We start from the raw sequence: 17,681 nt of genomic DNA, 5'->3' as shown, positions 1-17,681 counted from the left end.
AGCGGCGTGGGTCGGTAGCGCTTGCTCATGACAATGTTGGGACAGCACGTTGACACATTCCCGACAACGTATATCGTATCCCGTATACAGTTTGAAGAATCAGGGGGCGGTCATGATGCAGAGAAGGCATTTCCTCGGCAGCGGACTGGCGGCCGCCGCGGCGTCCACATGGGGCGGCACCGCGGCGGCCCAGGGCGAAACACGAACGCTGCCGACGGGCGCGGAATCCGCAAAACTGCTGTTGCCGAAGGATGATTTGCCGGACGTCACCATCGATCGGCTGCCGCTGAGCTGGAGCAAGGAGCGGACGCAGACGCTCCAGGCGATGCTGGAAAAGGCGGGGCTCGACGGCATCCTGCTCACCGACCAGTGGAACGTCATCTATTTTACCGGCCTGTTCTTCACCACCACGGAGCGGATGATCCACTGCTTCATCCCGACCAAGGGCACGCACCCGATCTGGTTCTATCCGGCGCTCGATCGCGATCTCATCCAGACCTGGTGGTATGAAGATGGCGACATGTACTTCGATTGGCTCGATGTGGCCGGTGCGATGCCGCAGGAAGGCAAGCTGACCAAGGGGCCGACCCGCGATCTCTGGGTGTGGCTGCTCGAAGGCCTCAAGAAGCGGGGCTTCGCCGGCAAGAAACTGGCGGTCGATCGGGAGCTTGTGCCGTCAAGGCAGAAGCCGGTGGTCGAAGTGCTTGGCGGGCCGATGGTCTCCGCCGCCGCCGACTGCATGTTTATGCGCCAGCGCAAGAACCCGCTCGAGATCCAGCTCACGCGCCGCGCCTATACCTATTTCGACCGGATCCACTGCTTCGCGCGTGACCTGATCATGACGCACGGCACCGATCTCTATGATTATGAAGTCGCCAATGCGGCGGAGAAGTTCGGCACCGAACTGGTGATGAAAGATCTCAGGTCGACGGGCAAGCCGCATCAGGCGGTGGGCGTAAGCGTCGGCATCGGTTGCCGCGTGGGGCAGGCGACGGGCTATCCGCATCCCAACCAGTTTCACTACAACAAGATCGAGCGCGGCAAGGCGATCCAGGTGGCGGGCGTGGTCCGCATCGGCGGCTGCGGCGGCGAACTCTACCGGCCCTATATGATCGCGCCCCGCACCGGGCATATGGAGAAGGTGTGGAAGACCGCGCGCGACGGCTGCCTGATGCAAAAGGATCTCTCGCGCAAGGGCACGCTGTGCTCCGACGTCGCCTATGAAATCCACAAGATGCAGATCGCGGCGGGCATGCAGAAATATATCTACCATCGCCCGGCGCATGGCGAAGGCATGGAAGGCCACCAGCCGCCCTATCTGGCGCTCGGCGACCATACCGTGCTCGACACCGGCATGATGTTCTCGGTCGAACCGGGCATGTTCGATCCGGAAACCGGCACCGGGGCCAATTTCTCCGACGGCTTTATCGTCCAGGAGACCGGCCCCTCGCGGCAGATGTCGCGCCTGCCATGGTCCGAAGAGTGGGCCTTCATCCAGATCTGAATGCATCGATGGAAGAATAGAAAATCGATCTGACAGGAGAGGTGCGTCTTCGAGATTCCTATCGGACAAAAAAGGGGATTTGGCATGATTGGATCGCGCAATATAAGCTGTTCCCGACGGTTGCATCGCAGGATGCTGTTCTGCACGACGATGTTCGGGACTCTGTCGTTGGCGGCAGTACAGCCGGCTGTGGCACAAGAAGCCGAAAGTATCACCGAACCTCAGGCCTCTGCGAGCGGCGATATCGTCGTTACCGGATCTCGCCTCGTCCGTTCGGACCTGACCGCGCCCAGCCCGGTGACGGTGGTCGGTGAATCCGAGATCAAATCCTCGGGCAATGTCTCGCTCGAAAAGACGCTCAACGAATTTCCACAGCTTGCCTCGGGCAACAACTCCGCCGCCAACATCGGCGGCGGCAGCGGCGTCCTTACCGTCAACCTGCGCGGGCTCAACCAGCCCGGTGCGCAGAGCCCGTCCTCCTCGCGCAGCCTCGTGCTCGTCAACGGGCGCCGCTTCATCCCGGCCAATTCGGGCGGCGAAGTCGATCTGGCCTCGATTCCCGATGCGTTGATCAAGCGCGTCGAAATCATCACCGGCGGCGCTTCGGCGGTCTATGGTTCGGATGCGATTGCCGGTGCGGTCAATTTCATCCTCGACGACGCGTTCGAGGGCGTCGAAATGGCGGCCCAAACGGGCATCACCGGGCGCGGCGATGCGGCAAGCTACAAGCTGGACCTCACCTACGGCGCCAGCACCGGCGACGGCCGCGGCAATGTGACGGTCGCGGCGACCTGGGCCAAGCAGGAGCCCTTCTTCCAGTCGTCGCGCGCCTACAGCCGGACGCCGCTGGCCGAAATCAACGGCGCGCTGACCTATTCGGGTTCGGGCAACATCCCGGGTACCCGCATCGGTCTCAGCCAGGCGCAACGCGACCAACTCGTCGGGGTCAACGTCACGCCGACTGCGGCCTGCCCGAACATCACCGGCATCCGTTTCGGCGAGAATGGCGCGCCGCTGCCCTATTGCCAGCCGCAAGACACCTACAATTATGCGCCGCTCAATTATCTGCAGCGTCCGCAGGAGCGCCGCAGTGTCTCTGCGCTCACGCATTATGATGTCGGCGATCACATCACTGCCTATGGCGAGGCGTTCTACATCAATTCGAAGAATGATTCGCGTCTGGCACCCGATTCCTTCGCGCCGGTGACCCCCGGTGCGGCCTCGCAGACCTTGCTCGTGCCCAATTATGCCACCAATCCGGGGCTGCCGGCCGCCGTGCGGGACTTCTTCGCGGCGAACGCCGCGATCTTCGATGCCGATGGCGACGGCACGGCATCGATCGTCGGCGCGGGCCGTCGCGCCGACGAACTCGGCACGCGCAACTCCTTCTACGAGCGCAACCAGCTTGCGTTCACGGGCGGCGTGCGCGGCGATTTCGACATGATCGGCCACAACTGGCGCTGGGACGCGTTCTACCAGTATCAGCGAAACCGCACCGATACGCGCGCCGAAGGCGTGATCTCGCAGACCCGCCTCAGCCTCGGCCTCGATACGGTCACCAACGGCGCCGGCCAGGTGGTGTGCCGCACGCAGATCCTGGGCTGCGTGCCCGTCAACATCTTCGGCCTCAACGCGATCTCGCCCGAGGCGGGTGTCTTCCTGACGCCGATCCGGCGCTCGGAAGACGAGTTCGTCCGGCAGGTCGCCGGCGCATCGATCAGCGGCACCCTGCTCGAACTGCCCGCCGGGCCGGTCGCGGTCGCGCTCGGCACCGAGTATCGCAAGGATCGCTACGCGTTCACGCCCAGCGCGCAGGATCTTGCCGGCGAATATGGTACGGGATCTCAGACCGCGCTGTCCGGCAGCTTCGACGTGAAGGAAGTGTTCGGCGAAATCCGCGTGCCGATTCTCGGCGACATGCCCTTCATCGACACGCTCGCCTTCGAAGGTGCCGCCCGCTACTCCGATTACTCCACGGTGGGCGGCGTCTTCACCTGGAAGGCCGGCGGCGAATATGCGCCGGTCGACTGGATCCGTATCCGTGGCGCCTATAACGTCGCGATCCGCGCCCCCAACATCGGCGAACTCTATTCGGCGCGCTCGATCGGCTATGTCGGCGGTGCCGACCCCTGCGCCCGCACCTCCGCCACGTCCGACACGCGCAGCGCGGCGGTCAAGGCGATCTGCGTCGCGACCGGCGTGCCGGCCGGCGATATCGACAATTTCTACCAGTCCGCGCTGGGGATGAACCAGGAAACCGGCGGCAACCCCAATCTCATCGAGGAAACCAGCAAGACCTATACGATCGGCGGCGTCATCTCTCCGCCGTTCCTGCGCGGCCTCAACATCACCGTCGATTATTACAACATCAGGATCGACGATGCGGTCGCCTCGATCAACAATATCCAGACGCTCAACGACTGCCTCGCCAATGGCGACATCAACAGCTCGACCTGCCAGGCGATCCGGCGCCTGCCCAACGGCCAGATCGACTATGTCATGGTCAATCTGCAGAATATCGGCTCGATCAAGGCGAGGGGTCTGGACGCGCAGGTGGATTATCGCACCTCGCTGCCGACCTTCTTCGGCGAGGACGCCAATCTGTCGCTGCAGGGCGTCGCCAGCTGGATGTTCGAACGCTCGATCCAGACGCTGTCGACCGCCGAGCCGCTCGATTGCGCCGGCCATTATGGCGGCGGCTGTTCGCAGGGCAATGGCGGCTTCATCATCCCGGACTTCAAGCTGAACGTGAACGCATCCTACAACAACGGTCCGTTCACCCTGCGCGCGCAGGGCCGCATGGTCGGCGCGATCACGCCCTACAAGACGGTGACGACCAGCATCGGCAAGCTCGACCCGGTCTGGTATTTCGATCTTTCGACCAACTATGAAGTGTCGGAGAATTTCACCTTCTTCGGCGGTGTCGACAATGTCTTTGACAAGCAGCCGCCGATCCTCGGCACGACCTATGTCGGCGACGCCAATGTCGACATCTCGCTTTATGATCTCATGGGGGTTCGCTTCTTCGCGGGCGCCCGCGTCAAGTTCTGATCGACAGGATGTTGCCGGCGGGCGCTTCGGGGTCCGCCGGCTTTTCCTTGCACATCGTCAACAGGGAAACCCGTGCCATGCTCAAACTGCGCCGCGCTCTGCTGCTCATGACCGCCCCGCTCGCCCTCGCCATGCCGACCGTGGCGCAGGCAGCCCCCGCCGGCGCCGTGCCGCCAGACGCCATTCCGGCGCGCAAGGAGGGCGTCGGCCCCTATGCCCGCGTCGTGCTGCGCAACGTGACGATCATCGACGGCACCGGCGCGCCGCCGCAGGGGCCGATCGACCTCGTCATCGAGAATGACCGCATCGCCCAGATCAAGAGCATCGGCGTGCCCAAGGCGATCGACGAAAGCGCCCGCGCCGCCAAGGGCGACTATGAGATGGACCTGACCGGCTATACGGTGATGCCGGGCTTCGTCGATGGCCATGTCCACCTCCACAACATGGCGGACGACCAGAAGGTGCCGTCCGAATATATCCTGAAACTCTGGATGGCGAACGGCATCACCTCGGTGCGCGATCTCGGCAGCGGCCAGCCGATCGAGTGGCTGAAGGGCATCAAGGACCGCTCGGCCCGCAACGAGATCGTCGCGCCCCGCATCGATATCTATCCCATGTTCCACCAGATCCGCACCACGCCGGTCAACGATCCGGTGCAGGCGCGCCTCGCCATCCAGGAAGCCAAGAAGCGCGGGGCGGACGGCATCAAGTTCATCGGCGGCGCCGAAGACGTGCTGTTCGCCGCGATCGAGGAGACCAGGAAGATCGGCCTGCGCAGCACCATGCACCATGCCCAGCCCAGCGTCGCCTACGCCAATGTGCTGACCACCTCCGCGCACGGCCTGGAATCGATGGAGCATTGGTACGGGCTGCCCGAGGCGATGTTCACCGACAAGCGCATCCAGGCCTGGCCCGCCGACTTCATCAACAATGACGAGCAGATGCGCTTCGGCGAATCCGGCCGGCTCTGGGCGCAGACCGCCAAGCCCGGATCGGACAAGTGGAACGCGGTGATGGACACCTTGCTCGAACGCAATTTCGCGCTCGATCCCACCTTCACCGCCTATCTCACCAGCCGCGATTTCATGCGGATGAGCCGCGCGGAATGGCATGCCGATTATACCATGCCGGGGCTGTGGGACTTCTACCGCCCGAGCCGCGTCAACCACGGCGCCTACTGGTTCGACTGGACCACCGAGGACGAGATGGCGTGGAAGGAGAATTACCGGCTGTGGATGCAGTTCGTGAACGAGTACAAGAATCGCGGCGGGCTCGTCTCGATCGGCAGCGATGCCGGCTACATCTACAATCTCTACGGCTTCGGCTACATCCAGGAGATGGAGCTGATGCGCGAGGCCGGCTTCTCGCCGCTCGAAGTGATCCATGCCGCGACGCAGGTCGGCGCCAAGGTGCTCGGCCACGAGGATCAGGTCGGCACGATCCGCGTCGGCCGCAAGGCGGACCTCGCCATCGTCAAGGGCAACCCCGCCGCCAACATGAAGCTGCTGTTCGGCACCGGCACGATCAAGCTCAACGACGAGACCGGCAAGGTCGAGCGGATCGGCGGCATCGCCTACACCGTGAAGGACGGCATCATCTATGACGCCGCAGACCTGCGCCGGCAGGTGCGCGACATGGTGAGCAGGTCCAAGGCCGAACGCGGCCTGCCGCCCGGCATCATGACCATCGTCAACGCCGAGCCGGCGGCGAACTGAGCGATGCGCCGCCGCGACCAGGAAGGGATGATATGAAAACCTTGACGCTCGCCATGCTGGCGGCCTCGGTCGCGGCGGCTTCGCCTGCCCATGCGCAGGATGCCGATGCGCGCCTCAAGGCGCTGTACGAACGCGAATGGACCTGGCGGCAGACCGAACTGGCGCGGGTCAGGGACGCGAGCGGCCGCTGGATCGACGGTGCGGATCATCTCCCGCGCGTCGATGCCGCGTCGCAGGCCGCACGCCTCGCCTATTGGGACAAGGCGCTGGCCGAACTGAAGGCGATCCCGCTCGACCGGCTCTCGGCGGAAGAGAAGGTCAATTACGCGATCTTCAAGGCGTCGGTGGGAACGCTCGCCACCAACATCCGCTACAAGACCTATGAGGCGCCGTTCAACGCCGACACCTTCTTCTGGGCGGGGCACCATCCGCGCTCGGGCGGCTTCGCGACCGCCGCGGCCTATCGCGCCTATATCGCGCGGATGCGCGACATTCCGCGCTATTTCGACGAGCAGACCGCGAACATGCGCGCCGGGCTCAAGCGCGGCTACAGCGTGCCGCGCGTCGTCGTCACCGGCCGCGACGCGACGATCGTCCCCTACACGGAGGCGGGTGCCGACAATCCCTTCATGGCGCCGTTCGCCGCCATGCCGACCGCGATCCCGGCGGCGGAACAGGCCACGCTGAAGGCGGAGGCCGAAGGCGTCGTGCGCGATACGGTGGTTCCCGCCTACGCGAAGCTGCTGACCTTCATTCGCACCGATTATATGACGCAGGCCCGCACCACCTTGGCGGGGGAGAAGATGCCGGGTGGCGCCGCCTTCTACCAGGCGCAGATCAAGGGCTTCACCACGCTCGACCTCACCGCCGAGCAGATCCACGAGATGGGCAGGAAGGAAGTCGCTCGCATCTATGCCGAGATGGAGACGGTGAAGGCCCAGACCGGCTTCAAGGGCAGCATGGCGGAGTTCCTCGTCTTCCTGCGCACCGATCCGCAATTCTATCCCAAGACGCCCAGGGAATTGCTGTCCTTCTCCGCCTATGTCGCCAAGCGCGTCGATGGCGTGCTGGCGGACTATATCGGCTTCCTGCCGCGGCGGCGCTTCACCATATTGCCGGTGCCGCCGGCGCTGGCGCCGATCTACACGGGCGGACGCGGCGGCCTCGAAAGCTGCCTGATGAACACCTATGACCTGCCCTCGCGGCCGCTCTACACGCTGACCGCGCTGACCCTGCACGAATGCAATCCGGGGCACAGCTTCCAGGCCGCGGTCGCCGCCGAAGCCAAGGGCCGGCCCGATTTCCGCCGCCAGACCAGCTTTTCGGGCTATGGCGAGGGCTGGGCGCTCTACCTCGAATGGCTGGGCACCAAGATGGGCGTCTACGACACGCCCTACGAGAATTTCGGCCGGCTCTCCTATGAGATCTGGCGCGCCTCGCGCCTCGTGATCGACACCGGCATCCATCATTATGGCTGGAGCCGCGAGCAGGCGCAGCAATATATGCGCGATCACACCGCCCATTCGGAGCGCGAGATCGAAACCGAGATCGACCGCTATATCGCGTGGCCGGGGCAGGCGCTCGCCTACAAGCTGGGCGAGATGCTGATCCGCCGCAAGCGCGCCGAGGCGGAGGCGAAGCTCGGCACCGCGTTCGACCAGCGCGCCTTCCACGATTGCATCCTGGCGCTGGGATCGGTGCCGCTCGACGTGCTCGAGGCGCGGCTCGACCAGTTCATCGCCGATGGCGGCACCTTGCCCGAAGGCTGGAACCCCGCACTTCCCGAATAGTCGGCCGGGCCGGACCGGCCGGCTAGCCAGGGGCCGATGAGTGCTGCTCATCGGCCCCTGGGATCATAGGAAGGTGATCGTCGCGCCTTCGCGGTTGATCCGGGTCGATGCCTCGTTGATCCGTGCCTTCAGCGCCCTCATGTCCACCCCCACCATCGCGCCGCCGCGCTTGCGGACGACGCCGGCGATCCACACCGTGTCGATGTCGGGCTGGTTGGCATAGTTGGCGACCCGATCCGCCAGCGGCCCGACGATCGGGAAGTTGATGCGGTCGGTTTTCAGCAGCAGCAGGTCCGCGCGCTTGCCGACGCTGATCGTGCCGGTCACGCCCTCCTCGCGGATCGCGCGGGCGCCGAGGCGGGTGACGAAGTCGAGCGCATCCTCGCCCTGATAGCGCGCTGCGATCGCCTTGCCTTCGTCGGTGCGGAACAGATTGTAGAACGCGCCGCGGACATGCTGGAAATAATCGTGGGTGAAGGCGAGCGCGCCATCCACGCCGATGCCGACCGCGACGCCCATCTCGCGCGCACGGCCATGCACGGACGGGTAGGGATAGCTGTGCTCGCCCATCGTGGTCGAACAGATCATCGTGCCCGTGTCGCGACACATCGCCAGTTCGGCATCGGTCATGCCGTTGCCGTGGGTGACGTGATAGTCGGGGCCCAGCAGCCCCGCCGGCCCGAGCTGCTCGAACTGGTTGAACAGGTCGGGCGCCAGCACCGCCTTCGCGCGGTGATGATGCTGCGCGACGATGTGCGGCCGATAGGAGCGGACCTTGGCGAACTCGGCGGCGAGATCCTTCATCGGGCGGCCGTTCATGCCGGGGCTGAGGCACAGCCCGAAGCGGATGAGCCCGTCCGTACCGGTGAACACGCGCGCGCGCAGTTGCTCGACCGTGCGCCAGTGGATGTCGTCGGCGGGCGCGTTGCGCATCGCATTGGCATCGGCCATCCGCACCGTGTCTCCCGCCGTGTAGGTCGGGCTGTGCGACACCTGATAGCAGAAGGTGCCGGCGATCCCGGACTCGATCAGCCCGCGCGCTCCCTGCTCGGCGAGCTCGGCGGTGTGGAAGATATGGCAATAGTCGATGACCGAGGTAACGCCGGAATCGATCGCCTGGATCGCGCTCGCATATTGCGCGAGCCACGCATCCTCCGGCCGGTAGCAGACCATCGTCCGCAGCTTGTATTCGTTGTAGTTGCCGATGCTGCGGGAGATCTTGGCGATCACGCCATTGTCCATGCCTTCCCACATGTGGCGGTGGCCGTCGATCATGCCGGGCATCAGGATCATGCCGCGACCGTCGACCAGTTCGGCATCGTCCGCGCGCAACCCCTTGCCGACCGCGGCGATCCTGCCCTTGTCGATCAACACGTCGCCGGCAGCGATTTCACCCAGCGTCCTGTCCATCGTGATGATGTCGGCGCCCCGGATCAGCGTGCGCCGCGCCGGCATCACCTTGTCGGTGGCTTTGGGGGTGGCGGCGAGGGCAGGGCGGACCGCCGCTGCCGCAAGCGCCGAAGTGGCCAGCCCGAGAAAGCCCTTGCGGGTGAGTTGCATGTCCTGTTCCCCCTTCACAAACGGAAATGCCGAGAACGTCGTGTGTGCGCCGGACTGCCCTCTCCCCTTGGGGGAGAGGGTTGGGTGAGGGGCCGAGCGGAGCGAGGCTTCTTCCTGTTCTTCAGGCACCGCATTTGCAGATTAGCCCGGCGCCGAAGAACGCTCGCTTTGCTCGCACCCTCACCCAACCTTCTCCCGCGAAGTGCGGGAGAGGGCTTTTGTTTACGCCGGCAGCCCCGCTTCGCTGGCACCCGCGCCCGTGGTCGTGATCACACTCCGGTTGCGGCCATAGGCGAAGTAGATGATCAGCCCGATCGCGTTCCAGCCCAGGAAGTTGATCAAGGTCGAACTCGGCAGGCTGAACAGCAGATAGAGGCAGCCCAGCACCGCCAGCGTCCCGACCAGGTAAGGCGCCGGGCAGCGGAACACGCGCACGAGCTCGGGTGAACGGCGGCGCAGCACCATCAGGCAGAGGCCCACCGCGATGAACGCGATCAGCGTGCCGGCATTCGCCAGCGCGGCGATCTCGTCGAGCCGGAACAGCCCGGCGGCAAGCGCAACGAACAGCCCGGTGATGATCGTGATCAGCCGGGGCGAGCCGTTGGCGGACACCTGGCTCAGCCGCCGCGGCAGCAGCCCGTCGCGGGACATCACGAAGAAGATCCGGCTCTGCCCATACATCATGACGAGGATGACGGAGGGGAGCGCGATCAGCGCCGCCAGCGCCACCAGATAGGCGACGGTCGGCTGGCCGAGCGTGCGCAGCACCAGCGCCAGCGGCTCGGGCGAATTGGCCAATGTCAGATAGGGCAGGGCGCCGATCGCGGCGATCGCCACCAGCATGTAGATCAAGGTGCAGACCGCCATCGATCCCATGATGCCGATGGTCAGGTCACGCCCCGGATTCTTGGCTTCCTCGGCAGAGGTCGCGACCGCATCGAAGCCGTAGAAGGCGAAGAACACGATCGCGGCCGCCGCCATCACTCCGCGCGGGGCGCCGTTCACCTCCGCGCTGCCGAAGCCATAGGGCATGAACGGGGTGAGATTGTCCGCGTTGAACGCGGGCAGCGCGAAGACGACGAAGATGCTGAGCGCGACCAGCTTGATGATGACGAGCACGATGTTCAGCGTCGCGCTCTCGCGCGTGCCCGCCAGCAACATGCCCATCACCGCCAGCGACACCATGACCGCGGGCAGGTTGACGATGCCGCCGCCATGCGGCCCCGCGAGCAGCGCCGCCGGCAGGACGACCCCCGCCGACTGCAGCCAGCCGACCAGATAGCCGCCCCAGCCGACCGCCACCGTGGAACAGGCCAGCGAATATTCGAGGATCAGGCTCCAGCCGACGACCCAGGCCAGCGCCTCGCCGAGCACCGAATAGGTATAGGTATAGGCGCTGCCCGCGGTCGGGATCATCGTCGCGAGCTCGGCATAGGCGAGCGCGGCGCACGCGCAGACCGCGCCGGCGATGGCGAAGGCCAGGATCACCGCCGGCCCGGCACGATCGGCGCCGACGCCGGTCAGCGTATAGATGCCCGTGCCGACGATCGCGCCCACCCCCAGCGCGACCAGATGGGGCCAGCTCAGCGTCGCCTTCAGGCTGCGCCCGTGCTGCTTCGTTTCGCCGCTGTCGATCGGTTTGATCGGCCCGAGCAGACCCATATGCGCTACCCCTGTTTGTGGTTATGGCTGTGTGGTTATGGCCGTCATGGCCCTGTCAGGTGACGGAGAACCCCGCATGAAAGGGGTCCGCCCGGTCGATCCAGAGCGTGTTGAGCCCGGTCTGGATCGCCGATCCCTCGATGGAGGGGATGATCGCGGGCGCGTCGCCCAGCGTCGTCGCCGCCTCGACCCGGCCGATGAAGCGGCTGCCGATATAGCTTTCGTGGACGAAGGCATCGCCCACCGCCAGCCGGCCGAGCGCGGTGAGATGCGCGAGGCGGGCCGAGGTGCCGGTGCCGCACGGGCTGCGATCGATCGCGCGCTCGCCATAGAACACCGCGTTGCGCCCGTCCGCGCCGTCGCCGCGCGGCGCATCCGTCCACATCACATGGCTGACGCCGCGGATGCGCGGATCGAGCGGATGGACCGGCTCATAGACCGCGCGCACCAGCTCGCGGATCGTGCGGCTGAGCTCGACGATGCGCGACGCGCCGAGATCGTCCAGCCCGGTATAGGCGCCCTGCGGCTCGACGATCGCGTAATAATTGCCGCCATAGCTGACATCCAGCGTCAGCGGCCCGAAGCCCGGTACGTCGATCGCGATGCCGCGCCGCGCGAGATAGGAGGGGACGTTGCGGATCTTCACGCCCGTCACCCGGTCTCCCTCGATGCGGTACTCGATGTCGATCACCCCGGCGGGCACCTCCACGCGCAATTTGCCGGGCGTGGAGACCGGGATCAGCCCATGTTCGAGGCCGAAGGTGATGATCCCGATCGTGCCATGCCCGCACATCGGCAGGCAGCCGCTGGTTTCCATGAACAGGATGCCGATGTCGCTGTCGGGCAATGTCGGCGGGTAGAGGAACCCGCCCGACATCATGTCATGCCCGCGCGGTTCGAAGCACAGCCCGGTGCGGATCCAGTCGAACCGCTCGAGGAAGTCGATCCGCCGATCCGCCATGCTGGCGCCGCGCAGCAGCGGGGCGCCACCGGCCACGAGGCGGACGGGATTGCCCGCCGTGTGGCCATCGATGCAGAAGAAGCTGTGCCGCATGCGGTGGATCAGGCCGCCATCTTGCTCGGCTGGGTCGCGGCGCAGGCCTCCACCCAGGCGATCACGTCCGCCCGGCGCTGGCCGGTCAGCGGCAGGCGCGGCATCCGCACGCGCTCGCTGCCCCGCCCCATGATCTGTTCCGCCAGCTTGATCGACTGCACCAGGTCATGCTCCGCGTCGAGGTGCAACAGTGGCATGAACCAGCGGTAGATGGCCAGAGCCTCGTCGAACTTGCCTTCGCGCACCGCCGCGACCAGCCGCACCGATTCGGTGGGGAAGGCGCTGGTGAGGCCGGACACCCAGCCGCTGGCGCCCAGCATCAGCCCTTCGAGCGCGATGTCGTCGAGCCCCGCCATCACCGTGTAGCGATCGCCATAGCGGTTGATCACGTCGGTAAAGCGGCGCGGATCGGGCGCGCTTTCCTTGACCGCGACGATGTTGGGGATCGCCGCCAGTTCGTCGAGCACGTCGAAGCCGATCTGGACGCGATAGGCGGGCGGGTTGTTGTAGAGCATGATCGGCAGCGACGTCGCCGCGGCCACCGCGGCGAAGTGCGCGACCAGTTCCTCCGCGCGGGGCACATAGACCATCGCCGGCAGCAGCATCAGCCCGTCGAGCCCGATCGCCTCGGCATCCTTGGCATATTGCACCGCGCGCGCGGTGGTGAATTCGGAAACGCCCGCAACCAGCGGCACCCGCCCCCCGACCGCCTCGACCGCGCCGGCCAGCACGGTGCGCTTCTCGTCGGGCTCGAGCGAGTTGTTCTCGCCGCAGGTGCCGAGCAGGATCAGCCCGTCCACGCCATCATCCACCAGGGCCGTCTGGACCTTCTGCGTTTCATCGAGATCGATCGAAAGGTCTTCGGCGAACTGGGTGGTGGCAGCAGGATAGACGCCCTGCCACAGGACATTTGACGCATTCATTCGGGGTTCTCCATAGTGCGTCATCATCGTATACGGTATATGATAAACCGTGGCAAGGTGGGTTTGGTGCAGTCATTGGGGGGCTGACGCATGCGTGGTGTTTACTGTCAGCTACCCCAAAAAGCGGCGGTCTCGGATCCGGAGGCCGGGTCGTTGAACCGCTGACAGGGCACGCTGCCCATGATGCCCGCTCATCGATCGAGTTTAATTGCTATCGGCTGCCGCTCGCGCTGACCTACACGTCAAGATGAAACTCCGGCTCAATTACAGGCGCAGCCTCAGATTCGCGCAGTGTCTGCTCCGCTTCAACGTAGATTTGATCAGGATCAGAGATCAGCAGCGTCCGCTCGATTAAAAGCGGCAGGTCATCTCTCGTTACCACCACTATGCCTGACCGTCGAGCATCGTCGAGTTCCGCTTTGATTTCCTCGCGGGTTTTCGTTGTTACAATGATCGGAAGTACGCGAAAATACTGGCTGTTGGACTGCCTTAACGCCTGTCTGATAAGCTCAGTACGCTCTACCAGCAGAGAAAGTTTGTGGCCAGACTTGAGGACGCTAGTCGTACACTCTACAACTGCGAAGTGTCCTTGGGGCGTGGTAACAAGAATATCGGCTGCGTCGGACATTTTTTGGTTCGCGCCAATATGAGCTGGACTGAACCCGAGTAACCATAAAAGCCAGGATACGGCAAATTCTAGGTCGCGAGCTTGCTTGGTTGGCTGCTCTCCCAAAAAAGAGGTCAAGGTGGTCAGGCCAGGATCGATGCGCATGAATGCCGCTCGCCTTGGATTTTGGCTATGTTGCGGATCTTGGAGCCACCAGTGCTGGTAGGCGATGCCATCGTAGCATGCGAAAGCCTGAACAACGGCGGCTGGAGGGACTTCCAACTCCGTCCAAGCTATTTCGCGGGCGGCTTCAGATGTCCAGTTTAAATCCGAACCGGCTATGCGGCCCCGAGCGACGACAGTGCCGCTGGAGATCACCCGATAGCCGACGCTTGCCTTCGCATGATCAAGCCGCGGAGCGAGACTGATTCCCAACCGCGCCTTCGTTCCTCCGACAGTGGATGAAGCATCAATGGCCGCGATCTGGAAGGTCATCACTTCAAACAGGCTGGCTTGCTCGGGCAAGTGAACGATACTGAGCGCTGACAGTAACTCCCCGACCCCGTCAAACGGCGTTGCCGCTGCGCGTAACTCCCAATCAAATGGCGCGTGGCTGAGGAAACCCTGCTGATCGCTGCCACGAATCTGGAGCAGTCCCATGCGGAACTGCTTCTCGGCTCCTTCGGGAATTAGTGGGATGTGTACAGACGCGTAACCGCCCCCGTACTGGGGCTCGAAGAGCAAGCGGTCTCTACCAATGGTAAGCGCCCCCTCTTCGAGCGTCTCAACAATTTTTCTGGCTTCGGCCGGACCTCCATCGACTACCATCGTGCCGGCGAGAATATTGGCAGTTTTGACCTCGAATTTCTCCCGGGTGTATCCCGAAAAATTGTAGTTGATGCGCCCTCGAAAGAGGTGCCAGACCCCATCGCGTCGAAATGCGAGATAACTTAAGCTTGGCACCATCGCGTTCTCGAAAGCTTCTATTGATTGGAAGAAGGCAGAGATCGCCGATGGTCTGCTGTTCGGCTTCTTATCCATTCTTCGCGCTCCAAAGTACGATAATTATAATAGATCAGATGATTAGCTCGGCTTCGTTTGCTAGTCGATAGCCATATTTGATAGAAGGAGATGAAAATAACCGACGATTCGGGAAAGAATATCTTCCCCTGGAATGGAATAGTATCCAAAAAATGATCGGACTTGGCGCAGCACCACGGCGCGACAAAGGCCACTGGTAATGGTAGCCGTTATGATGGGCACTAGGCGTGGCACATTGGGAGAGTTTGGCTTCTCCAAGCGTAACGTCGGATAGTTTGCCGGCCGTCTGCAAGGGCAACGATCACCTCAGCTATGAAACCAAGCAGGGGCGACAGATTATCGGCAGATTGCTCAACGCAGTTGCATCGTATACCGTATATTATACTATCGGGGAAGATTTGGGAGATTCGGTCGCGACATGGCGTATGGCTCGATCAGCCGCAGAGCGTTAATGATCGGAACGGCAACCGCCGTCCTGTCGTCGTGTCCAGCGCTGGCGGCAGCGCGATCGGCACCAGCGCTATCCCGCGCGCACCCGCTCCCAATCCACTCCGTCCGCCTCCTACCCTCCACCTGGCTCGACGCCATCGAAGCCAACCGCGCCTATCTCCTCCGCCTCGAACCCGACCGCCTGCTCCACAATTTCCGCGTCTTCGCCGGGCTGGCGCCGAAGGGCGAAGTCTATGGCGGGTGGGAGAGCGATACGATCGCCGGCCATACGCTCGGCCATTATCTGACCGCGCTCTCGCTGATGCATGCGCAGACGGGCGATGCCGCGTGCCGGCAGCGGGTCGATTATATCGTCGATGAACTCGCCGCCTGTCAGGCGGCGCATGGCGATGGCTATGTCGCGGGCTTTTCGCGGAAGCGCGGCGATGTGGTGGAGACCGGCAAGGCGCTGTTCCCGGAACTGGTCGCGGGTGACATCCGCTCGATGGGGTTCGATCTCAACGGCTGCTGGGTGCCCTTCTACAACTGGCACAAGCTGTTCGCCGGCCTGTTCGATGCGCAGACATGGTGCGGCAATGCCAGGGCGCTGCCGGTCGCGGTCGCGCTGGGGGGCTATATCGATCGGGTGTTCGCCGCGCTCGACGAGGATCAGGTGCAGCGGGTGCTCGATTGCGAGCATGGCGGCATCAACGAGAGTTTCGCCGAACTCCACGCCCGCACCGGCGATCCGCGCTGGCTGGCGCTGGCCGAGCGCATCCGCCACCGCAAAGTGCTCGATCCGCTGAGCGTGCGGCAGGATTCGCTGCCCTGGATCCACGCCAACACGCAGATCCCCAAGATCATCGGCCTCGCTCGCCTGCATGAGGTCACCGGCAAGCCCGAGCACGCGGTCGCGCCGCGCTTCTTCTGGGAAACCGTCACCCGCGATTACAGCTATGTCATCGGCGGCAATGCCGATCGCGAATATTTCACCGCGCCGCGCACGATCAGCAAGCATATCACCGAAGAGACCTGCGAGAGCTGCAACAGCTACAATATGCTGAAACTCACCCGGCATCTTTATGCCTGGCGGCCCGAGGCGCGGCTGTTCGATTATTATGAGCGCGCGCACATCAACCATATGCTCGCGCATCAGGATCCGGCGACCGGCATGTTCGCCTATATGGTGCCGCTGATGTCGGGCGCGGCGCGCGAATGGTCGAAGCCGTTCGATCATTTCTGGTGCTGCGTCGGCAGCGGCATGGAGACCCATGCCAAGCATGGCGAGAGCATCTGGTGGGCGGGCGACGACGGCGCGCTGCTGGTCAATCTCTATATCCCGTCGGTGCTGGACTGGCGCGGGAAGCGAGCGCGGCTGCGGCTGGAAACCGCCTATCCCTTCGGTGACAGCATCGCGCTGACCGTCGAGCAGCCGGGCGACGGCCGCTTTCCGATCGCGCTGCGCATCCCCGGCTGGTGCCGCGGCGCCGCGCTGGCGATCAACGGCAAGGCGGAGCCGCTGGCGGTGACGGATGGCTATGCGCGGATCGACCGGCGGTGGCGGGCAGGGGACCGCATCGTCCTGACCCTGCCGATGGCGCTGCGCACCGAGCCGACCAACGACGATCCGGCGACGATCGCGCTGCTGCACGGCCCGGTCGTGCTTGCCGCCGATCTCGGCCCCGCCGACCGGCCGTTCGACGGGCCGGCGCCCGCTTTGGTCGCCGCCGATGTGCTCGCCGGTTTCGCGCCGGTGGATGCCGCCGCGGGCCGGTTTCGCACGCAGGGCATCGCCCGGCCCGGCGATCTCGCCTTCGCGCCCTTCTTCCAGATGCGCGATCGGCGCACCGCGGTCTATTTCAAGGCGTTCGACGATGCCGGCTGGACGCGCGAGCAGGCCGCCTATGCCGCCGAACAGGCGCGGCTGCGCGATCTTGCGGCGCGATCGGTGGACGTGATCAACCTCGGCGAGATGCAGCCCGAGCGCGATCACCAGCTCACCGCGAAGAACAGCTATGCCGTCACCTATCGCAGCCGCCACGGCCGCGACGCGCGCACCTTCGGCTATTTCGAATTCCGCGCTCAGGTGCGGCCCGGCCCGCTGCGGCTGCAGGCGACCTATTGGGGGGAGGAGCGCAACAAGCTGTTCGACATCCTCGTCGACGGCACCCGCATCGCCACCCAGCGGCTGGACGGCGCGGTGCCCGGCGATTTCTTCGATCGCGCCTATGCGATCCCCGAGGCTCTGACCCGCGGCAAGCAAAGCGTGCTGATCCGCTTCCAGCCCGCCAACGACACCACCCGCTGCGGCCCCGTCTTCGGGGTGCGCATCATCGCGCCATAAC

At 64.5% G+C, this 17,681-nt stretch carries 10 protein-coding genes; 5 read left to right on the top strand and 5 right to left on the bottom strand.

The genetic code is table 11. From position 1 onward, the window contains the following. Positions 1-112 precede the first annotated feature (112 nt). From NX02_RS18310 to NX02_RS18295, 4 genes are all read left to right on the top strand, one after another. Positions 113-1,504, top strand: a complete 1,392-nt coding sequence (locus NX02_RS18310; RefSeq protein WP_025293650.1) for a M24 family metallopeptidase — start codon at positions 113-115, stop codon at positions 1,502-1,504. Between the two features lie 189 nt (positions 1,505-1,693). After that, entirely contained in the window at positions 1,694-4,555 is a 2,862-nt protein-coding gene (locus NX02_RS18305; RefSeq protein WP_245648637.1) for a TonB-dependent receptor domain-containing protein, read from the top strand. A 77-nt stretch (positions 4,556-4,632) separates the two neighbouring features. After that, positions 4,633-6,270, top strand: a complete 1,638-nt coding sequence (locus tag NX02_RS18300) for an amidohydrolase family protein (RefSeq protein ID WP_025293648.1) — start codon at positions 4,633-4,635, stop codon at positions 6,268-6,270. Between the two features lie 32 nt (positions 6,271-6,302). Further along, positions 6,303-8,060: a DUF885 domain-containing protein gene (locus NX02_RS18295; RefSeq protein ID WP_025293647.1), complete on the top strand. Its 1,758-nt coding sequence runs from the start codon at positions 6,303-6,305 to the stop codon at positions 8,058-8,060. A 63-nt stretch (positions 8,061-8,123) separates the two neighbouring features. On the opposite strand, the gene NX02_RS18290 is transcribed toward NX02_RS18295, so the two are convergent. The 5 genes from NX02_RS18290 to NX02_RS18270 all read right to left on the bottom strand — a co-directional run bounded on the left by NX02_RS18290 (position 8,124) and on the right by NX02_RS18270 (position 14,907). Beyond that, the gene (locus NX02_RS18290; RefSeq protein WP_025293646.1) at positions 8,124-9,620 is read right to left on the bottom strand and encodes an amidohydrolase family protein; all 1,497 of its coding nucleotides are present in this window, start codon (positions 9,618-9,620) and stop codon (positions 8,124-8,126) included. Positions 9,621-9,842: 222 nt separating this feature from the next. Further along, a complete protein-coding gene (locus NX02_RS18285) occupies positions 9,843-11,282 on the bottom strand; it encodes an amino acid permease (RefSeq protein WP_025293645.1) in 1,440 nt (479 codons plus the stop codon). Between the two features lie 55 nt (positions 11,283-11,337). Further along, complete coding sequence (locus NX02_RS18280; RefSeq protein ID WP_025293644.1) at positions 11,338-12,336, bottom strand: 4-hydroxyproline epimerase; 999 nt, start codon at positions 12,334-12,336, stop codon at positions 11,338-11,340. Positions 12,337-12,344: 8 nt separating this feature from the next. Beyond that, positions 12,345-13,259, bottom strand: coding sequence for a dihydrodipicolinate synthase family protein (locus NX02_RS18275; protein ID WP_025293643.1), 915 nt, complete (start codon positions 13,257-13,259; stop codon positions 12,345-12,347). Positions 13,260-13,494: 235 nt separating this feature from the next. Beyond that, on the bottom strand, positions 13,495-14,907 hold the full coding sequence (locus NX02_RS18270) for a hypothetical protein (protein ID WP_025293642.1): 1,413 nt from the start codon (positions 14,905-14,907) through the stop codon (positions 13,495-13,497). A gap of 451 nt (positions 14,908-15,358) precedes the next feature. Between NX02_RS18270 and NX02_RS18265 the strand changes: the two genes are divergently transcribed. After that, a complete protein-coding gene (locus NX02_RS18265; protein WP_025293641.1) occupies positions 15,359-17,680 on the top strand; it encodes a glycoside hydrolase family 127 protein in 2,322 nt (773 codons plus the stop codon). Position 17,681: the final 1 nt, after the last annotated feature.

Source organism: Sphingomonas sanxanigenens DSM 19645 = NX02 (genome assembly GCF_000512205.2).
Classification (GTDB): domain Bacteria; phylum Pseudomonadota; class Alphaproteobacteria; order Sphingomonadales; family Sphingomonadaceae; genus Sphingomonas_D; species Sphingomonas_D sanxanigenens.
This window is presented reverse-complemented; position numbering and strand designations above follow the sequence as displayed.